The organism is Maribacter litopenaei, from assembly GCF_025244665.1.
In the GTDB taxonomy this organism is placed as follows: Bacteria; Bacteroidota; Bacteroidia; order Flavobacteriales; family Flavobacteriaceae; genus Maribacter; species Maribacter litopenaei.
In genome coordinates, this window is sequence record NZ_CP104205.1 from 1,460,085 (window position 1) to 1,480,421 (window position 20,337).

A 20,337-nucleotide genomic window follows, 5' to 3' on the forward strand; every position below is an offset into this window, starting at 1 on the left:
TAAGGCTTTTACCAATAAAAAAGCCCTGTGGTAAATGAATCTACCACAGGGCTAAACAACTAACCAACCTAAAAACTAACTTTACTATCTAATTAATTACTTCTCCTAGAAGCTGATCTAGAACTGCTGCTTCTTGTAGTGCCTCTAGAAGGTGATTTACTAACGGACCTAGCAGATCTATTTACCGTGCTCCTGTTGGTAGAAGGTGCTTTGGTAACTGTTCTTTTTACGCTTCTTTGGGTAACGGTTCTACCATCATTACTACGACTGGCCGTATTCCTATTCGTAGGCTTTTTATACGTGGTGGTACTTCTTTTCACCGTTGTACTCCTTGGGGTTCTAGTAACTTCCCTAGAAGTTACCACCTTTCTTTTGTCATTCCCTCTTACCGCATTATTACCATTATTTCGTCTTACCGTTGTGGAACTACTTCTATTTACTGTTGACGACCTTCTTACGGAATTATCGGTTTTTCTTCCAATATTGTTTGAGGCTGTACTTCTTCCGGATTTAAAATCATCACTTCTTCTAGCCGTGTTGTTATTGGAACGGACTCTGTCATTATCTCTATAAGCCGTACTCTTGTTTCCTCTATAAGAATTTTCCCTAACAGCTACTCGATTATCGTTTCTATAAATGTTCGCTCTTTCACGTCTTACTTTATTGTATCGATGTTCTCTACCAATTTTTACGTATGCTCTACGGGTGTTGTACCTGTAAGGGCTGTAATAGGTATATCTAATCGGTGTATAATACCTTCTGTAAGGTCTGTTGAAAACCAATGAGAAACCTATGGCAGGTCTTATGAAAAATCCGTGAAATGGACGATACACATAATGTCTGTTATATATATTGATGAAACCGGTGTGGTAGTCGTAGAATCCCCTATTATTATAGAAGACAAACATTCCACCTACACTACGTACCCTATTGTTTCTATATCTAATATCCACATCACCAATTTGAGTAACTCTACCGTAGTAGTCGTAATAGATAGGAACATTTTCTACTTGGATAACAGCACCATAATCATCATATTGCGCGTAGGGACTGTAATCATACCCTGAGTTGAATGTAATCCCATTTCTTCTTCCAGTTACATAATCCTCGATATAGAAGTCAAACTCCCCATCTGGATATACTGAAAACGTAATGCCATTTTCAACAAAAATAAATGAGTTGTTGTACCTATAAGCATTGCGCATTGCAACCTTATCTTCTACCGTACTTTTGGCCAAGACACCTGTTGTGCCCAAAATTACTGCCGCAAAAAAGAGTACTAAATTTTTCATGATATAAGGTTTTAAATTCTAAGTGCAACTATTTGCACTCGACCTATAGAAAACAAACAGCGTGCCAAAAATTGAAGAATATATTTAATATACTGGAAATCAATATATTAAAATTTTTTTATTAAAAAGAATAATGAGAACTATATGTTTATAATTTTTCCTTAAGATATTTAGCCGTGTAGGATTTGGTGTTCTTAGCCACTTCCTCGGGTGTGCCCTCTGCTAAAAGTTGTCCACCGTTCTCACCGCCATCCGGATCAAGATCAATAATATAATCGGCACATTTAATAAGGTCTATATTGTGTTCGATAACCACAATGGAATGTCCTTTTTTAATGAGTGCATTAAATGATTTTAGAAGTTTTTGGATATCATGAAAATGAAGTCCGGTGGTTGGTTCATCAAATATAAAAAGTGCTTTGTCCTTGGTAGCTCCCTTTACCAAAAAAGAGGCTAATTTAATTCGTTGCGCTTCGCCACCGGATAGGGTAGAGGAGGACTGCCCCAAGGTTACATAACCTAGACCTACATCCTGTAAAGGTTTCAATTTGGCAACTATCTTATTTTGCAGGCCTGCTTCAAAGAAATATATGGCATCGTCAATGGTCATGTTCAAAATGTCATCAATATTGCTGTCGTTAAAGGTGACCTCCAAAACATCTTTTTTAAATCGTTTTCCGGCGCACGTATCACATTCTAAATGAACATCGGCCATAAACTGCATTTCTACAGTTATTTCTCCTTCTCCCTTACATTTCTCACATCGGCCTCCATCCACATTGAAGGAGAAATGTTTGGCCTGATAATTTCTGATCTTACTCAGTTTTTGACTAGCAAAAAGGTTTCGAATTTCGTCATAGGCCTTAATATAGGTAACTGGGTTGGAGCGTGAAGAACGACCTATAGGGTTTTGGTCAACGAATTCTACATGTTTAATATGTTTGTATTTTCCATTTACAGAACTAAACTGACCCGCCTTCTCACCATACCCCCCGGTTTCTTTAAGAATTATAGGATACAATAACTTTTTTACCAAAGTGCTCTTACCACTTCCTGATACTCCAGTAACAACAGTGAGCATATCCAAGGGAAAGGTTACATTGATATTTTTTAAGTTATTGGCCCTGCAACCAATAATTTCAATATGGTTTTTAGAGGTTCTTCTTTCATTTGGCACTTTGATTTCTTTGGTACCATTTAAATAGCTAGCTGTTAGGGATGTGGATTTTAAGATGTCTTCCATGGTACCCTGTGCTACAATATTTCCACCATGTGTTCCAGCTTCGGATCCTATATCGATAACTTCATCCGCAGCCTTCATGATATCCTCATCATGCTCCACTACAATGACGGTATTTCCCAAATCTCTGAGCGATAACAATACCTCAATGAGATTTTCGGTATCTTTTGGATGCAAGCCAATACTGGGTTCGTCCAAGATGTACATTGAACCAACAAGGCTACTTCCCAATGAGGTTGCCAAATTTATCCGTTGGCTCTCACCCCCTGATAGTGTATTGGATTTTCTATTTAGGGTAAGGTAGCTAAGCCCTACTTTGTCCAGGAAACCCAATCTAGTATTTATTTCTTTTAAAAGCCTATTCGCTATTTTGGTATCGTGTTCGGAAAGGTCCAAATTTTCAAAAAATGGAGTCAAGCGCTCAATAGGAAGACCGACTAAATACGAAATAGATTTTCCACCAACTTTCACGTAATCCGTTTCAGTTCTTAGTCTCTTTCCATTACACAGATTACATTTTGTCTTTCCTCTGTAACGGGAGAGCATCACCCTATTTTGAATTTTATAGCTTTTTTCTTCAAGGGTTTCAAAGAATTTATGCAAACCAATAAAGTGTTTGTTTCCATCCCAAACTAATTCTTTTTGTTCTTCGGACAGTTCAAACCATGGTTTGTGAATGGGGAAATCAAATTTATAGGCAGCATTTACCAATTGATCCCTATACCAGCTCATACTTTCACCGCGCCAAGGGAATACGGCATTTTCATAAATGGAAAGCGCAGTATTAGGAATGACAAGGTCTTCATCAATACCTATTACATCGCCATAACCTTCGCATTTTGGGCAGGCCCCATAGGGATTGTTGAAACTGAATAGGTGAACATTGGGTTCTAAAAATGTCATTCCATCCAATTCAAACTTATTGCTAAAAAGGCGTTGCTTGGAGTTAGACAACTCCTCAATGATACACTGTCCCTTACCTTCAAAATAAGCCGTATCCACTGCATTTGCCAACCGATTATAAAAATCTTCGTCATTCTTTGTTATTATCCTATCTATCACAAGATCAAATTCCTTTCCTATATTTTCAGGCGCTTGGTCTATCCTTATGACTTTCCCTTGGTATTTGATTCGGCGTACCCCTGTTTGGAAAACAATTGAAGGGATTTTAGCGAATCCCTATCCTCTCGTATGGTAATGGGGGCAAGGAGCAACAATTTGGTATCCAACTCAAATGATTTAACATATTCAATGACATCGGATACGGTATTTTTTTTCACCTCATTACCGTAAATTGGGGAAAAAGTCTTTCCAATGCGGGCATACAGCAGCTTTATATAATCATAAATTTCGGTTGTTGTGCCAACGGTAGACCTTGGATTGGTAGAATTTACTTTTTGTTCTATGGCAATCGCAGGAGCAATACCCTTTATATAATCGACTTTGGGTTTGTCTAATTTACCTAAAAACTGGCGTGCATAAGACGATAGACTTTCTACATATCTACGTTGTCCCTCGGCAAATAATGTATCAAAGGCCAAACTTGATTTCCCCGAACCCGAAAGACCGGTGATGACCACTAATTTATTTCTAGGAATTACCACATCAACATTCTTAAGATTGTGCAACTTGGCACCTTTTATAATGATGTTTTTTTTGGGGTCGACCTTTGATATTGTAGTCATATTCATAATTAAAGCTGCAAAGATACAATATGGTATTCAGCTAAAAATTTAATTGGGACAATTCTAAATTATGGCTGTATTTTTTCACATTTTTTTTGGAGTATTTATTTTTTTATATATTTGAAACTTAATAAAAATGAAGAGCCTATAGCCTAAAATTACTTTTGCAGTTAGAAAAGAATTAAAAATCCAAGCGCTGGAAAGGCGTTCGGATTCAAATTTTAACCCACAAAAGTAAGGCTTATGATACAGGCACTTGAAGACTCCCAACTAGTTAAGGACTATATGAACGGTAATGAAAGGGCCATCGAGGTTCTTATCAACCGTCACAATGCACGCTTGACCGGTTTCATCTATTCCAAAGTAGGGGACTGGGAATTAACCGAAGATATTTTTCAGGATACTTTCATGAAAGTAATACGTACGTTAAAACGTGGAGCGTATAATGAAGAGGGTAAATTTTTACCATGGGTAATGCGTATTGCCCACAATCTCATTATAGACCATTTTAGAAAAAGCAATAGAATGCCCATGTGTGATGGTTCGGATTCCTTTAATATCTTTTCTTTAATGGGGGATGAAAAACTGAATGCCGAAAAGCAACTGATAAAGCAACAAATCGATACCGATTTGGTACGTATGATCAAGGAGCTACCGGAAGATCAACAAGAGGTACTACAGATGCGTCTATACAAGGATATGAGCTTTAAGGAAATTTCAGAAAATACTGGTGTAAGTATCAACACCGCCTTAGGTAGAATGCGCTATGCATTGATCAATCTTAGAAAACTGGTAGAGGCCAATAGTATAGTTTTAACGAATTAATTGGTAACAGGTCGAGTGGATCTACTATATTGAACCCGTTGACGTTTCTTAAGTGAAACAAATACGGAAGAATATGGAAAAAATTTACTCAACCAAGATTAATAAAGCAAAAGAAGTATCCGCAAAACCGGAAACCATTAAATTTTTGTTGGACTACTCAAAGTCACTCAAGATTACGGAAGCAAAAGGCATCCAATTTGAAAGTAACTTGAACTAAAACATTTTCAATTATAGAATTTAGACCCCGGGGAATTTTTTCCCGGGGTTTTGTTTTTTATCGATTAGCCTAACGGTAATTGAAGTTTGCGCCATCTTCATTTTATTCCAGCCTTTTTTTAATGGGCACAGGCAACTTATAAAATGTGCATTTATTGCATAGAAAATAGGTTTTCATGTTTTCACATCAAAAAAAGGCGTTTTTACAACATACTTTTTCCTACAGGGGGTGATTTATCTAGTTTTATATCACAATTGAACGACTAATTACAATTAATTAATAACCAAAATCAGGATCCCCACCCTGTCACCTAATGAAAGTAACTAATATGGAATTACAGATTGAAGATTCAGAACTAGTAAGAGATTATATCAGCGGCGATGAAAAAGCCTTGGAGATCCTTATCCATAGACATAATCAACGTATTACAAGCTTTATTTATTCAAAAGTTTTAGATAGGGATATCACGGAGGATATTTTTCAGGATACCTTTATTAAGGTTATTAAGACTTTAAAAAAGGGCACCTACAGTGAAGAAGGTAAGTTTTTGCCTTGGGTGATGCGTATAGCTCATAACCTTATTATAGACCACTTTAGAAAAAACAAAAGAATGCCCATGTTCGAGGGGAACGAGGATTTTAATATCTTTTCTGTAATTGGGGATGACAAGTTAAATGCTGAAAAGCAATTGATAAAAGATCAGATCGATACTGATTTAAGGGAATTAATTGAAGAATTACCTGATGATCAAAAAGAAGTTCTTGTAATGCGTATCTACAAAGATATGAGCTTCAAGGAAATTTCAGAAAATACAGGAGTGAGCATCAATACAGCTCTTGGAAGAATGCGATATGCGCTGATCAATCTTAGAAAGATTATTGAAAAACACAATATTGTCCTTACGAATTAGTCTTCTTTAAATAAGATAAACAATATTTCCTTTTGAGTTACGTTAATTTAATGTAACAACAATGGAAATATGGAAAAAATTTACTCTAATTATCAGGAAAGAACCGAGTTTAAAAAGGTTTGCCCCAAGACAATCAATTTTTTGTTGAGTTTTTCAAAGGCATTATACGATGTCAAGTATAAGGACTTGGAGTTCGAAACTTTTTTAAACTAAAATATTGACCCGCTTAGCGGGTCTTTTTTTTACTTAAATATTCGTCAATTACAGATTTCCTTCCAATGGTTTTGGTAATTATATCCTTTTCCAAATCCCAACCTCTTGCAGGCGAATAGTCCCTACCATACCAAATGATTTGCAAGTGGAGGTCGTTCCATAACTCTTTGGGGAATAACCTCTTAGCATCTTTTTCAGTTTGGGCTACATTCTTTCCGTTAGAAAATCCCCAGCGGTACATCAACCTATGGATATGTGTATCCACAGGAAAGGCAGGCATACCAAATGCTTGGGAAACCACTACACTTGCAGTTTTATGGCCAACTGCGGGTAACTCTTCTAAAAGATGAATATCCTTGGGAACTTCACCATTATATTTTTCAATCAAGATTTTTGAAAGTCCATGTATCCCTTTGGATTTCATAGGCGATAACCCAACAGGTTTAATGATTTCCCTGATTTCCTCCACACTCATTTTTACCATTTCAAAAGGATTATCAGCCCGTTCAAAGAGAAGAGGGGTTATTTGGTTGACCCTTACATCCGTACTTTGTGCGGACATCAATACCGCTATCAAAAGGGTGTACGGGTCTTTATGTTCCAGGGGAACCGGAATTGTTGGGTAGAGTTCCCGTAATTTGGAAATTGCAAATGATACTTTTTCCGCCTTCGTCATTTTTGTTTAATTTTATAAAAATAATATTGAACAAAATATAAGATAATTGACTATGAAAACACTAAAAGAGGGGGATAAAGTTCCCGAATTTTCTGCCAAGGATCAAGATGGCAATACTATTAATTTATCTGATTATAGCGGAAAGAAGTTGATTGTTTTTTTCTATCCAAAGGCAAACACTCCTGGTTGTACTGCGGAAGCATGTAACTTAAGGGATAACTACAAATCATTGCAAGATGCTGGTTATGAGTTGCTAGGGGTAAGCGCGGATTCACAAAAAAAGCAGTCGAATTTTAAAAACAAATATGAATTTCCATTTCCCTTACTTGCAGATGAAGACCATACCGTCTTAAATATTTTTGGCGTTTGGGATCCGAAGAAATTTATGGGCAGGGAATACGATGGAATACACAGAAAAACTTTTGTTATAAACGAAGAAGGCAAAGTTTCCAAGGTTATAGATAAAGTAAAGACTAAAGATCACGCCTCCCAATTGTTAGATTAAAATATGCCCCCTAATAGGGGGTTATTTTTTTTCTATTTCCTTTTCAATTTCTTCAGGTTTCGATAGTCCTTTTTTGTTGAATAGGTTTTTTTCCTTTATTATTTCTGCAATTCCTTCCGGTAGCATTTCTTCCCAACCATCTTCACCGTTCATGATTTTTCTCAATACATCCCTGGAGAAAATATCCATGATTTCGGGCTCATAGTCAATAATGTCCATGACCTTACCATTGTATTTGAAGAACTTGTAAAGCTCCTTCATTCTTGGATGAACTTTTACATTGTTACTGGTCATTACTTGGCCAGTATCCGGATTTTTCATAGGATAGAGGTATACTTGAAGATCCTTGAAGAACAATTTACCAAAGGCTTCCAATATGCCCCCACTTAAGTGGCGATAGTATTTCTCATCAAAAATATCCACAAGGTTGTTAACCCCCATGGTAAGTCCGATTCTGTTCTTGGTATAATTATTAAAATATTCTACCAATTTATAGTATTCCTGAAACTTGGAAATCATTACACAGTGTCCTAAAGAGCATAATAACTCTGCCCTGTCCATAAAGTCTTCTTCATCAATTTCTCCGGAAGCCTTTAGGTTGGATAATGTAATTTCAAAAATGACAATGCTGTTTTCCTGATCCACTTGGGGGTCTCGGACAAAAATGTCATAGGATTTATGGAACATATCCATGTTGACCTTGGTAACCGGCCTAAAACTTCCCCTGAGTGCTAAAATGTTTTTCTTGTAAAGAACGGCCGCTGGCAATAGGTTGTTACCATCCAGATCGAACATTACGGCGTCGGTCATATCGTTTCTGATCAATTGAAGGCTCATAAGCCTATTATCTACCTCCTTAAAATTAGGGCGGAAAAATTGATCATATCTATTTCCAAGGTATCCTTATCTATATGGTCATATAGATATTTCAACATTTTCTTTGGCTTATGGTACTTATAGAAGGCACCATAAATAAGGTTAACACCTAAAATGCCAAGCGTCTCTTGCTGAAGCCTGGCTTCGTTCTGCTTAAATCGAACGTGCAATACTATTTCATCGTATTCCTTACGGGTAGGGTCAAGTTGATACCGGATACCAACCCAGCCATGTCCTTTGTAACGTTTTGAAAAATCTATGGTCGCAACGGTATTGGCATAGGAAAAGAAAACCCTATTGGGGTGGGCCTCACGACTGATTCTTTCTTCCATGAGTTGCATCTCATACTTGAGCATGGTTTTTAATCGTGCCTGACTTACATAACGTCCGTCCGATTCTACACCATAGATTGCATCACTAAAATCCTTGTCATAGGCGCTCATGGCCTTCGCTATCGTTCCTGATGCACCACCGAGACCGAAAGAAATGTCTCGGCTGTCTCCTGTCCGGCTCCAATCTCGGCAAAAGTGCCATATATATCGGGATTCAGGTTTATTCGTAAAGTTTTGGCTTTGATCGATGGGATATTCTCGAAAACACTTTCTCTCTTTAAAACTGAGGCCATTCTAGTAGTTTATTTCAACAAAGTTATAAAGAAAGGGCAACCTAATAGCCAATAGAATTAAAAAATTCCCGATTGTGATATTAATTACTCTTTAAAGATTCAATTGGAATTAACCTAATTTACATATGGGCCTTTCTTTTCTTAAATAAGGAGTAAATTTGAGGTCTATGGAAGAAGGCTTAAGGATTACTTTTCTTGGAACGGGTACATCGCAAGGAATACCAATTATTGGTAGTTCACATCCCGTCTGTTTAAGTGAGGATTCTAGGGATAAAAGGCTTAGGGTTTCCGTACTTCTTTCCTGGGGAGCCTATAATTTTGTAATTGACTGCGGTCCGGATTTTAGGCAACAAATGTTAACAAATCAGGTAAATAGGTTGGATGGGATTCTATTTACACATGAACATTCAGATCATACAGCTGGTATAGATGACATTCGACCTTTTTTTTCAGGCAGGGCGACATTCCCATTTATGCCCATAAAAGGGTGGTAAAATCATTGAAAAGACGTTTTGATTATATATTTCAGGAAAAAGATCGGTACCCAGGCGCTCCGTCCGTAGCGATCAATTATGTAGAAAAAGATAAAAATTTTGAAATAGGTGACCGGTTGGTAACCCCAATTCAGGTAATGCATAATCGGCTAAAGGTTTTTGGATATCGCATTGGAGGCTTTACCTATTTGACTGATGTTAAATCAGTTGAGGAGGAGGAATTCGAAAAAATTGTGGGCACTAAGGTATTGGTAGTGAATGCCTTGCGCATAGAGCCCCATCATTCCCATTTTAATTTAGAAGAGGCACTGACCTTTGTTGAAAGAGTAAAACCGCAAAGGGCCTATTTTACCCATATCAGCCATCTGCTGGGATTTCATGCCGAAGTTGAAAAGAGTCTTCCGGAAAATGTACATTTGGCCCATGATAATCTTAGCATATCATTATAACACATGAAAAAGAACATCTATCTATACCTATTTATTTTTACTGCTTTGATATGTTTATACCTGGCCGTAAGTGGAAGTAAAATGTCCACTGCTAGCAACAGTAGAATTCAAAGTTTGGAGAACAAGGTCGATGCTTTGAAGGATTCCCTACAGCAATCGGAATTAAGAGCTTTGGAAATGCAGTATTTTTCTTTGGAGAACAATGATGATGCCTTGGCCTACTATGACCATTTGGAGCTTGAAAACCCAACCAGGTACATTTCAGACAAATTATTGGAAACGAATGAGTCCAAGGGAGATAATCCACTGGTGCCTTATGAGGGCATGGAGAACGACTTTAAGATAAATAAAATTAAGATACTCAACCATAAATGGATTTTGGCCGATTTTTCTGATGGTAAATATTGGGGGGAAATTTTGATCCGTTATGAACTAAAGGATGATTTGGGTGTTGACTTTACACTAATGGACCATCTTTTATATACCGAAGTAACTAACGGTTGGCTATCAACCACTTTTTAAACGAGTAAAAATTCGGGGTGCTACCCCATGCCCAACGGGGAACTCTTCAAAAATATTACTAACACCTAATTTATCCAGGATTTTTGGGGCTTTTTGTGCCCATTCCATGGGGATTACTTGGTCTACCTGTCCGTGAGAGGCATAGATTTTCAATGAATCAAAATTGTTATTGGCATAACCTTTCTTTAGAATTCTTTCATTGATATAACCGCTAAGGGCTACGACCCTTTTAATTTTTTCAGGGTAGGAGAGTGCAACCGCATAACTGAGAATAGTACCTTGGCTAAAACCAAGTAACGTAACATCTTTACTGGTCAAGTTGATAGGTGTTACAGGCCTCTTCTATAAAGGAGACAATTTTATCTCGGGATTCAATGGCTTGCTGATCATCACTCCATTTCCCTTGTTCATTATCAAAATGAATGGCATACCATGCATAACCAAAAGGTTGCAGTGTATATGGCGCCCTTACCGAAATAATACAATACTCGTGGGGCAATTCATCGGCAAATGAATAAAGGTCCTCCTCATTGCTTCCGTAGCCATGTAACATAAATAGCACCGGAGCTTTACCCTGTCTAATTGAGGAAGGTCTAATGATATGTTCTAAGGATAGGGGAGCAGTGGTCATGTCTTATTGAATAAATGTAAACCATTTTTGAAAATGGGTTCCCAGTAAAGGTACAAGTTGTTTCTTGTTATTTAGTGCGCCTAAAAAACCATAGAACCAAAGTGCCGGATAACAGATGTAAAGTCCGTAAAGGCCATATTGGTTGTACCAAACACTGGAAAACAGGGCAAAGGCATGAAATAGAAGATGAATACCAAAAGCTTGGCGTGTATGAAAGCGGGCATAATCATGTTTGGGTTCCGCATTCATGGTAATGGCTATAATGGCTCCCACCAAGGTCAAATAAGCAATAATTGCCGTATTTTTTCCCTCTATTGTTTTTTCGGCCATACTATTTAGTCGTTTAAGTACACTTGGTCATTAGCAATAGTGCCCAACACTTTCCCCTTTAACATATGGTTCAGAAATAGGCTGTTTTTAGAGCTACTGGTGATATGGGCTTCGGTAAAGGTATATTCGACAGTTGGGTCGAAAAATGTCAAATTAGCTTTGACACCCTCTTTCATTTCAGGAACTTCAATACCAAAGGTTTTCCTTCCACGGGTTAGCATATCTATGGTTTCCTCCGTTGAAAAAAGTTGGTTCAATGCCCCGAAACTACTTTCGAGACCAATGGTACCATATTCAGCGTGGTCAAATTCCACTTTTTTAAGTTCAATATTTAAGGGTGTATGGTCTGAAGTCACAAAGTCTATGATCCCATTTTTAACCCCCTTAATTAGTTCCTTTGCATCCTTGGAAGTTCTTAAAGGTGGCAATACCTTGAAATTAGTCTCAAAATCCTCCAATACCTCGTCCGTCTTAAATATATTATGAATCGCTACACTGCAGGTTACATTAAGGCCCTTTTTCTTGGCGGCTGCTATAAGTTTTACAGAATCAGCCGTACTTACTGTAGGAATGTGCAGTTTGCCACCGGTGTATTCCAAAATAAAAAGATCCCTTGATACCTGAAGTTCTTCGGCCATGGACGGTATTCCTTTTAGTCCCAGCTTTGTGCTTGTAACTCCCTCGTTTACGATTCCTTTTCCAGCGATTTGATGGTCCAATGGAAAAGAAAGAATCATACCGTTGAAGTTTTGTGCGTATTGTAGAGCGATTTTTAGCAGATTGGCGTTGGCAACGGCTTGTTTAAAATCGTAGAATCCTACCGCTCCAGCATTTCTCATGTCATAAAGTTCAGCCAATGTTTCGCCCTTGCCGCCAACTGTCAGGTTTCCTAGTGGATGTAGATTGGTAACCTCGCCTTTGCCGGCATTTTTCAAGAAAACGATATCTGAACTGCTATCGGGAAGCGGAAGACTATTCGGATTTAAAATAACATCCGTAAACCCACTTCTTGCTGATGTCCGAAGACCATTTTCAATAGTTTCCCTTTCCTCATAACCAGGTTCGCCAAAACTTACTCCGGTATCTATCCAACCCAAGGAAACATGTAGATTCTTGTTTTCAATGATTTTTGTCTTCGGCGGTGCATCTATAGATGTGCTAATTTTTTCTATAATGCCGTTCTTAATTAAAATATCTCTCTTCTTAAGATGAATTTCCTTGGTTGCCCCATTTACAATCTTTGCCGATTTTAGAAGTATGTTCATGTAAGAATTATTTTAAGAACCTTTGAAGGATGGATTCCAATAGCACAAAAACCAGTGCTAAAATAGCAAACCATTTCCAAAATTCGTTGACGCTATTCTTTTTTTGGACATCCTCGAAAAAGTCCGAAATGGAGGCAAAAACCTTGTCGTTTTCTACTTGGCTTAAATCCATAAACCTAAGGTCGCTTTCCTTTCGGTCATAATTAAAGCTAATTTTCCCCAAAGTTTCTTCTCCATTGATTATCTGAAAAATACCATCTTCGGTAGGGTTTTCGTCAAATGTCAATTGAACTTTCTTAGGTTGTGAAATTTGTGCAGGAATAAATTCGTAGTCATCCTTTGAGATCTTTAAAATATGGTCTTTGGATAAGGAGACAGGTATTTCCAATTCTTCATAGATTCCCAGGGTTTGATACAACTTTGGCAATTTTAAACTATTGCGGGCCATGTTATAAAATGTCGGTACAATAAGGGGTGAATTCTTAAAGTTCGAATTTTCTTGGTTCAGGGCAGATGAAAAGAAATAGGAATTCTCATTGCCAACAAGAAATGGATTCCCGTTTTGAAAAGTAAGTGCTTTTTGACTCGCGGAATTTAGATTATAATAACTATTTACACCAGGATATTGAAAATTTGTTACGCGATTATTGAAGACATTTCTATATAAAGGATGCTCAAAGGAAATGTTGGAAATAGCTGCCTCCTGCAATATGTACTGGCCATATTTTGTGTTGAAATAGGGAGAGGCAAACCTGTTGTAAGAAACAAGGTCACTATTTGGAGCCGGTATTACTACAAATGACCCTCCATTCCTAACAAAAGAGTGTATCGTGTTTTCCAATCCCCCAGGAATAGCTTCCAATTCGTTTAAAACCATTAGGTTGAAGTCTTCTATACCACTATAATTGACCTGGCTCAATGGTGTAGCGGTAAAATCAAATTCTTCAGGGTCGTATATTCTTCTCAAAAAGCCAGTATCAATATCAGAAATGGCTAGCACTTTTATCTTTTTAGGGCTTTCTACGTTAAAATAGAATTCGTTATCATAAGGAAGTCCCATATCTGCAATGACCAACCTACCGTCAATGGGTTCGTTTGCAGGAACCGAAAAAGTGACATCGGCGGTTGTTCCATCATTAAACGCTGCAGAGGTCTTTGCTATCAACCGATCTCCATTGTATAGGGAAACGGCGTGCGTTTCAATGTTAACACTTGAAGATAATAAAGTGGTCAATTCAATTACCTCGTTGTCTGAATCGGAGATATAAACGGAATCGATAGAAACGTTCGTTAAGTCTTGTGGCTCTTGTTTTATAAAATATATTTCAGAATCCTGACCTATTATTGGCAAAGGTCCCAGTATTTCCTGGAAGTCTGAAATAAGTACGGTTCTTTTAATGCTTTCTTTGTCGTTGGCAAACATAGTAGCACTTCTTAAAAGTACCTGATCCAACGTTAATTGGTTGGTACTGGGTGAGAGGTCGATCAGCTCATTTTGAATGTCCTCAATTTCCACATCTTCAAACGTCTTATCATTGGTCATCAAAGTGAAGGAATTGTTCTTAGGAACGTTCCTAATAATTTCCTGAACCATATTTTGTAATTGGGTACCATTGTCCAATTTAGCTTGCATGCTAAAGGAATTGTCCAAATAAATGACCGTTTCTTGACTTTTTAAGGCATTCTCGTTCGCACTAAATGGCTGGGCGAATGCAAAGATCAAGCCCGCAAAAATGCCCAATCTTGCCAAAAGGATAAGCCATTTTTTTAAAACACTGCTCTTTCTCGGATTCTGAAACTACCCTTTTTAGCAGTTTTACATTGGTAAAGGGAGTTTTTTTAAAACGGCGAAGCTGGAAAAGATGAATAATTATTGGAATCGCGAGTAGCAAAAGGGCCCAAAGAAGTTCGGATATTTAAACTGCATTCCTTATCGTGATTGGTCAAAGATAGGTATTTTGTTCTTAGGAGTGGATGAGGTTTTTTATTCTTCCATTAGAAATTTGTAGGGAAAAATCAGCAGAAAAAGAAATAGTCGGTCATGGGTTGCAAATGTCTTTTTTTAAAATAGTTTTTAATTTCCTTTTGCGCCCTCTCATTGGCCACGGTTACGATACTTTGGGAGTTTTCAATAGTATCCAATTCTTGAAACGGCTGCAGGGTCTTACCATAGATTTCCTTTCCAATTTTTTTTGGGTTATCGCAAATCCATGAGAATGCGATATTTTTATTTTTTAAGGACTTGGCTATTTTTTTTCCTTTAAAACCCGCGCCCCGGATAACCAAGGATCTTTTCGGGTCATAGTCTAACTTTAAAAAATAATGAAGTTTAATGTCCAAAAAATAATTTTGGGCGTAATGCTCACTAGTGCGGGACGTTCTGTTATCATAGTCTCTCCAATGGAGTAGGGTCTTATCGCATGGTATAATGCGTAATTTTTTTTCGTAAAAGCGGAAGGTAAGGTCGTAATCCTCTCGGATACCTATGGGGATTAAAACCATCGCAAGCCTCAAAATCTGCGCGGTAGACCATCCAACAAGGGGAGGGGATAACGCACTCTTTGTAAATTTCGTTAAAATTAGTCCCCAACTTGGTTAAACCATTTAACCATTTTTCATAACGTTCATACCCATTACTAATTCCTCGATGAGAAAAATATTGAACCTGTCCTACAGCTATGTTTCCCTTTCCATGTTGTAGTAAAGAATCCGTCATCACCTGAAGACGGTTTGGAGCCATGATGTCGTCCGAATCCATTCGGAGATAAAGGTTCCATTACTATGTACATAAGCAGTTTGGAGGGCCGGAATAACTCCAGCACCCTTATTTTTATATACCTTGATGCGAGGGTATCCATCGGCAAATTCTTGTACAATTTTAAGGCTATTATCTCCGGAATGGTCGTCGACCATTATGACTTCCCAATGTGGATAGGTTTGGGTTACAACGGAGTTTAGGCATTCTCTGAGATAAGGCTCGGTGTTCTTAAAAGGAATGATAATGCTCACCAGTGGGTCTAACATAGGAAGCAATTTAGGAAAATGTTTGTATCCAATAGTCAAAGGGCAACCAATGGATTAAATGAAAAGATGAGAATAATAGCAGAAAAGTTTTTAAAAGAAATAAAATCCTTTCTATATTTGCACCCGCTTAGGAGGAATGGCAGAGTGGTCGAATGCGGCAGTCTTGAAAACTGTTGAGGGTCACACCTCCGGGGGTTCGAATCCCTCTTCCTCCGCAAAACCCGTAACATTTGTTACGGGTTTTTTTATTTTTATCCGACATTTTAGTTTCTAACTATTAGTTCTGCCATAACCAGAATTTGATTATTTCCTAAATTTTACCATTTCAAATTATGTATTCAATAACAATGGGTACTAACGCGTGTTAAATAAAACATAAGTTTTTTTTAAAAATGGGTTTAAGACCTAGCTTTGAGAGACCAAGAAAAACAAACTACCATCTTTACCCTATGAAATTCAAGTATATAATCTATTTGCTGCTTGCGGTGGGTTTGGGAGGCATGATCGTATACCGCATTAATGCCAATGCCAATATTGGAAAGCCTGCAAAACCCTCTACAGAAATCAAAAAAACTACCGTTAAGGGGGTAGTTCTGACCCCCAGGAAATTTGATGATAACATCTCGCTTTCTCGGAACGTTGGAGGCAAACGAACAAATTGACATCCGAAGTGAGGTCTCCGGAGTAGTTAAGAGTATCAACTTTCAGGAGGGTAGTAAGGTCAATCAAGGGCAGGTACTTTTTAAGGTTGATGATATAGAACTTCAGGCCCAGCTTTCAAAAGCAAAAACTGCAGAAAAATTAGCGGCAGAAAATGAAAGAAGGGCTCAACTATTATTAGACAAGCAAGCCATTAGTCAGGAGGAATATGATATTGCAAGTGCTGATTTTCAGTCGGCAAATGCGGAGGCATCCCTGATATCCGCCCAATTATCAAAAACCATAATTCGGGCTCCTTTTACTGGAACCATCGGACTCCGTTCCATTTCAGTGGGAACCTATGTAACACCTTCCACCCCTGTGGCCAAACTTGTAAACACCAGTAAATTGAAAATCACTTTTTCCATTCCGGAAAAGTATGCATCCCGGATAAGAGAAGGCTCTAACTTTACCTTTAAGACTTCTGATGCCTCCAAAGATTATTCTGCGACTATCTACGCCATAGAACCTGAGGTTGAGATTGCCACTAGAACATTAAGAATGCGGGCCGTTGCCGACAACTTGGACGGAACGTTATACCCAGGCGCCTATGCGAATGTGGTTTTACCCCTACAGACGGTAAATGATGCCCTCTTGGTTCCTTCGGAAGCTTTGATACCAGTACAAAATGGAAAGAAAATTTTTGTAGCAGAAAATGGTAAGGCCAAAGAAATAGATGTGGAAATTGGTGCACGCACGGGATCCGAGGTTCGCGTATTGAATGGATTGAACGTTGGGGATACCGTATTGACATATGGGGTAATGGCCTTAAAGAACGGGGCCCCTGTAACCGTTGAGATTGAAGAAACTGTACTAAAGCCAGCGGAGTAATGAATCTATCTACCCTAAGTATTAAGCGACCAGTACTGACTATCGTAATGAACATTACCATAGTACTGTTTGGTATCATTGGGTATACTTATTTAGGAATTAGGGAGTTCCCATCCATAGATCCAGCACAAGTATCCGTAAGAACAAGTTATTCCGGGGCCAACGCGGATATCATCGAGTCCCGGATTACGGAACCCTTGGAAAAGGCTATCAACTCCATTGATGGTATTCGTAATATTACTTCCTCTAGTGTTCAAGGTTCCAGTTCTATAAGTATTGAATTTAACCTCGATAAAAATTTAGAGGATGCCGCTAATGATGTGCGTGATAAGGTTTCACAGGCTATACGTAGTCTGCCCGAGGATTTGGATGCTCCCCCGGTTGTTTCTAAATCTGATGCAGATGCCCAACGTATTCTTTCAATGACCGTACAAAGTGATGATAAGAATATATTGGAGTTGTCCGATTATGCGGAGAACGTTATCACCCCAAGAATAGAAACCATTCCAGGGGTGAGTAGTGTACAAATTTGGGGTCAAAGAAGATATGCGATGCGTTTATGGATAGACCCCATAAAATTGGCTTCTTATGGATTGACCGTGGCCGATGTACGAAGTGCCCTTCCGGCACAGAATGTGGAATTACCTTCCGGAAAATTGACAGGGGACAATACAGAACTTGCTGTTAAAACTATTGGAAATCTTCAAACCGAGGAACAGTTCAATAACATCATTATTAGGGCCGAAGGTGAAAAGTTGGTACGTCTTAGCGATATTGGAAAGGCCTCACTGGAAGGTGAAAATATGGAGACCAAGATGAGCGATTCGGGTCAGCCCATGGTGGCAACGGCGGTCATTCCGCAACCTGGAACCAATTATCCGGAGATCGCCGATGCCTTTTATGAGGAGTACGAAAAATTGAAAAAGGACTTACCTGAGGGATTTAAGCTCAATGTGGTTATTGACGATACCGTTTTTGTAAAAAAGGCGGTAACAGAAGTAGGGGAAACACTATTGATTTCCATAATACTGGTAATCCTTGTCATTTACTTTTTCTTTAGAGACTGGTCAATGGCCTTGCGGCCCTTGATCGATATTCCGGTTTCATTGATAGCCACTTTTTTCATTATGTGGTTGTTTGGTTTTTCTATCAATGTACTTACCCTTTTGGCCATTGTTTTGGCGACTGGTCTTGTTGTGGACGACGGAATTGTGGTCACAGAGAACATTTATAAGAAGGTAGAAGAGGGGATGAGTCCCATTGAAGCGGCCATAAAAGGATCTAATGAAATTTTCTTTGCCGTAATTTCCATATCCATTACCCTGGCAGCGGTTTTTCTTCCGGTTATATTTTTGGAGGGTTTTGTGGGTAGGTTATTTAGGGAATTTGGGGTTGTACTAGGCGCTGCGGTGTTGGTGTCCGCTTTTGTTTCGCTTTCTTTGACACCAATGCTGAATGCCTACTTAATAAAACCCGGGAAACAAAAACAGTCCAAATTCTATCATTTTACGGAAAAATATTTTGTAAAAATGAATGATTACTATGCCGAGACTTTAAGAGGGTTTATGAAAAAGAAATGGCTTAGTTTCCCCATACTGATAGGATGTTTGGGTCTTATTGCACTTTTTTACACCCTTTTACCAAAGGAAACTGCCCCTTATGATGATCGAAGTTTTGTCCGTTTGAACGTGACCGCTCCGGAAGGTTCTTCTTATGAGTACATGGATCGGTTGATGACGGATATTACAGAATTGATCAACGACTCCATTCCGGAAAAGAAAGTAAGCCTCGTCTTGACTTCTCCAGGTTTTGGAGCTTCCTCGGTCAATAGCGGAAGGGCAAATGTGGCCCTTGTGGATCCTAGTGAACGGGAACGTTCCCGAATGAAATAGCCAATGACCTCGGTAGATGGGCCAAGGCCTATGTGGGTGGAAAATCCAATGTGTCGGAGAGACCTACCATATCCGTAAACAGAAGGGGAGGACCTCCAATCCAATTTATAATTCAGGCACAAAATTTTGAAAAACTTGAAGAAAAAATTCCTGAGTTTATGGCAGAAGCTGAACAGGACGAAACGTTCTCCTTTGTAGACGTTAACTTAAAATTCGACAAGCCTGAAATTTATGTGAACATCAATCGTGAAAAGGCGGAGAGCCTCGGGGTTTCGGTGCGTGATGTTGCCCGGACCTTACAATTATCCTTGAGCGGACAACGTTTTGGATACTTTTTAATGAACGGTAAGCAATATCAGGTAATTGGTCAGTTTGACAAAAAGGATAGGGATGCTCCAATGGACCTAACATCCATTTTTGTGAAGAACGATGATGGATTATTGATTCAGTTGGATAATTTGGTGGAAACTGTTGAGCACAGTAGCCCACCGCAATTGTATCACAACAACAGATATATGTCCGCAACCGTTTCTGCTAATTTGGCCCCGGGTAAAACTATCAACGACGGTATCGAGGCCATGGAGGCAATTAAGGACAAAGTTTTGGACGATTCATTCACAACGGATTTGGGTGGTGAGTCCCGTGATTTCGTGGAAAGTAGTTCCAATACCCTTTTTGCTTTTGGGCTGGCTTTATTATTGATATTTCTGATTTTGGCCGCTCAATTCGAAAGTTTTATAGATCCCTTTATTATTATATTGACCGTACCTATGGCAGTTGCCGGCGCTATGTTTTCTTTATGGCTTTTTGGTCAATCCTGGAATATATTCAGCCAAATTGGAACCATCATGTTAATTGGATTGGTGACCAAAAATGGAATATTGATTGTAGAGTTCGCAAATCAACTTAGGGAACAGGGTATGTCCAAACACGAGGCTATTTTCAAGGCCTCTGAATCTCGATTGAGGCCTATTTTAATGACAAGTTTAACCATAGCTCTTGGGGCTTTGCCAATTGCCCTGTCATTAGGAGCGGCATCTACCAGTAGAATTGGGATGGGAGTGGTTATCATTGGAGGAACCATGTTCTCATTGGTATTGACCCTCTTTGTTATTCCTGCTTTATATTATTTATGA

The 20,337-nt window shown here is 38.6% G+C and carries 15 protein-coding genes, 1 tRNA gene and 5 pseudogenes; 9 read left to right on the forward strand and 12 right to left on the reverse strand.

Annotation, left to right across the window (positions count from 1 at the left end):
* Window positions 1-92: 92 nt before the first annotated feature.
* Together NYZ99_RS07775 and uvrA are read right to left on the reverse strand one after the other, a co-directional pair.
* On the reverse strand, window positions 93-1,292 hold the full coding sequence (locus NYZ99_RS07775; RefSeq protein WP_260574740.1) for a hypothetical protein: 1,200 nt from the start codon (window positions 1,290-1,292) through the stop codon (window positions 93-95).
* Between the two features lie 148 nt (window positions 1,293-1,440).
* A pseudogene (gene uvrA / locus NYZ99_RS07780) lies at window positions 1,441-4,217 on the reverse strand (excinuclease ABC subunit UvrA).
* 243 nt (window positions 4,218-4,460) lie between these two features.
* On the opposite strand from uvrA, the gene NYZ99_RS07785 reads away from it, so the two are divergent.
* Together NYZ99_RS07785 and NYZ99_RS07790 are read left to right on the forward strand one after the other, a co-directional pair.
* Window positions 4,461-5,042 (forward strand): sigma-70 family RNA polymerase sigma factor, encoded by a 582-nt coding sequence (locus NYZ99_RS07785; protein WP_260574742.1) that lies wholly within the window; start codon window positions 4,461-4,463, stop codon window positions 5,040-5,042.
* 545 nt (window positions 5,043-5,587) lie between these two features.
* Entirely contained in the window at window positions 5,588-6,169 is a 582-nt protein-coding gene (locus NYZ99_RS07790) for an RNA polymerase sigma factor (RefSeq protein ID WP_260574743.1), read from the forward strand.
* A 226-nt stretch (window positions 6,170-6,395) separates the two neighbouring features.
* Here NYZ99_RS07790 and NYZ99_RS07795 read toward each other — a convergent pair whose 3' ends face one another.
* A complete protein-coding gene (locus NYZ99_RS07795) occupies window positions 6,396-7,058 on the reverse strand; it encodes an endonuclease III domain-containing protein (protein ID WP_260574744.1) in 663 nt (220 codons plus the stop codon).
* 52 nt (window positions 7,059-7,110) lie between these two features.
* Here NYZ99_RS07795 and bcp point away from each other — a divergent pair, with 52 nt between their 5' ends.
* The gene (gene bcp, locus NYZ99_RS07800; RefSeq protein ID WP_260574745.1) at window positions 7,111-7,563 is read left to right on the forward strand and encodes a thioredoxin-dependent thiol peroxidase; all 453 of its coding nucleotides are present in this window, start codon (window positions 7,111-7,113) and stop codon (window positions 7,561-7,563) included.
* A gap of 21 nt (window positions 7,564-7,584) precedes the next feature.
* Here the strand turns inward: bcp and NYZ99_RS07805 are convergent.
* Window positions 7,585-9,064, reverse strand: a pseudogene (locus NYZ99_RS07805) (TonB-dependent receptor).
* A gap of 167 nt (window positions 9,065-9,231) precedes the next feature.
* Here NYZ99_RS07805 and NYZ99_RS07810 point away from each other — a divergent pair.
* Window positions 9,232-10,007: pseudogene (locus NYZ99_RS07810) on the forward strand (MBL fold metallo-hydrolase).
* Between the two features lie 3 nt (window positions 10,008-10,010).
* Window positions 10,011-10,529 carry a hydrolase gene (locus NYZ99_RS07815; RefSeq protein WP_260574746.1) on the forward strand — a complete coding sequence of 173 codons (519 nt, stop codon included), beginning with the start codon at window positions 10,011-10,013 and terminating at the stop codon, window positions 10,527-10,529.
* Here NYZ99_RS07815 and NYZ99_RS07820 read toward each other — a convergent pair.
* From NYZ99_RS07820 to NYZ99_RS21625, 8 genes and pseudogenes are all read right to left on the reverse strand, one after another.
* A pseudogene (locus tag NYZ99_RS07820) lies at window positions 10,501-11,160 on the reverse strand (alpha/beta hydrolase). The gene NYZ99_RS07815 and the pseudogene NYZ99_RS07820 sit on opposite strands and share 29 nt — an antisense overlap.
* Window positions 11,161-11,163: 3 nt before the next feature.
* Window positions 11,164-11,490: a hypothetical protein gene (locus NYZ99_RS07825; protein WP_260574747.1), complete on the reverse strand. Its 327-nt coding sequence runs from the start codon at window positions 11,488-11,490 to the stop codon at window positions 11,164-11,166.
* 5 nt (window positions 11,491-11,495) lie between these two features.
* Window positions 11,496-12,755 carry a dihydroorotase gene (locus NYZ99_RS07830; RefSeq protein WP_260574748.1) on the reverse strand — a complete coding sequence of 420 codons (1,260 nt, stop codon included), beginning with the start codon at window positions 12,753-12,755 and terminating at the stop codon, window positions 11,496-11,498.
* A gap of 7 nt (window positions 12,756-12,762) precedes the next feature.
* Window positions 12,763-14,505: a hypothetical protein gene (locus NYZ99_RS07835; RefSeq protein ID WP_260574750.1), complete on the reverse strand. Its 1,743-nt coding sequence runs from the start codon at window positions 14,503-14,505 to the stop codon at window positions 12,763-12,765.
* On the reverse strand, window positions 14,450-14,647 hold the full coding sequence (locus NYZ99_RS22860; RefSeq protein ID WP_420845199.1) for a BatA domain-containing protein: 198 nt from the start codon (window positions 14,645-14,647) through the stop codon (window positions 14,450-14,452). Before NYZ99_RS22860 ends, NYZ99_RS07835 begins: the two co-directional genes overlap by 56 nt.
* 124 nt (window positions 14,648-14,771) lie before the next feature.
* Window positions 14,772-15,269: a hypothetical protein gene (locus tag NYZ99_RS21615; protein ID WP_338039493.1), complete on the reverse strand. Its 498-nt coding sequence runs from the start codon at window positions 15,267-15,269 to the stop codon at window positions 14,772-14,774.
* Window positions 15,169-15,513, reverse strand: a complete 345-nt coding sequence (locus NYZ99_RS21620) for a glycosyltransferase family protein (RefSeq protein WP_338039388.1) — start codon at window positions 15,511-15,513, stop codon at window positions 15,169-15,171. Before NYZ99_RS21620 ends, NYZ99_RS21615 begins: the two co-directional genes overlap by 101 nt.
* Window positions 15,471-15,779, reverse strand: coding sequence for a glycosyltransferase family 2 protein (locus tag NYZ99_RS21625; RefSeq protein WP_338039389.1), 309 nt, complete (start codon window positions 15,777-15,779; stop codon window positions 15,471-15,473). The genes NYZ99_RS21620 and NYZ99_RS21625 overlap by 43 nt, the downstream gene beginning before the upstream one ends.
* A 130-nt stretch (window positions 15,780-15,909) precedes the next feature.
* Between NYZ99_RS21625 and NYZ99_RS07845 the strand changes: the two genes are divergently transcribed.
* The 4 genes and pseudogenes from NYZ99_RS07845 to NYZ99_RS07855 all read left to right on the forward strand — a co-directional run bounded on the left by NYZ99_RS07845 (window position 15,910) and on the right by NYZ99_RS07855 (window position 20,337).
* Window positions 15,910-15,994 (forward strand) — tRNA-Ser (locus tag NYZ99_RS07845).
* 234 nt (window positions 15,995-16,228) lie between these two features.
* On the forward strand, window positions 16,229-16,441 hold the full coding sequence (locus NYZ99_RS21630; RefSeq protein ID WP_338039390.1) for a hypothetical protein: 213 nt from the start codon (window positions 16,229-16,231) through the stop codon (window positions 16,439-16,441).
* Window positions 16,392-17,309 (forward strand): efflux RND transporter periplasmic adaptor subunit, encoded by a 918-nt coding sequence (locus NYZ99_RS07850; protein ID WP_338039391.1) that lies wholly within the window; start codon window positions 16,392-16,394, stop codon window positions 17,307-17,309. The genes NYZ99_RS21630 and NYZ99_RS07850 overlap by 50 nt, the downstream gene beginning before the upstream one ends.
* A pseudogene (locus NYZ99_RS07855) lies at window positions 17,309-20,337 on the forward strand (efflux RND transporter permease subunit). Before NYZ99_RS07850 ends, NYZ99_RS07855 begins: the two are co-directional and overlap by 1 nt.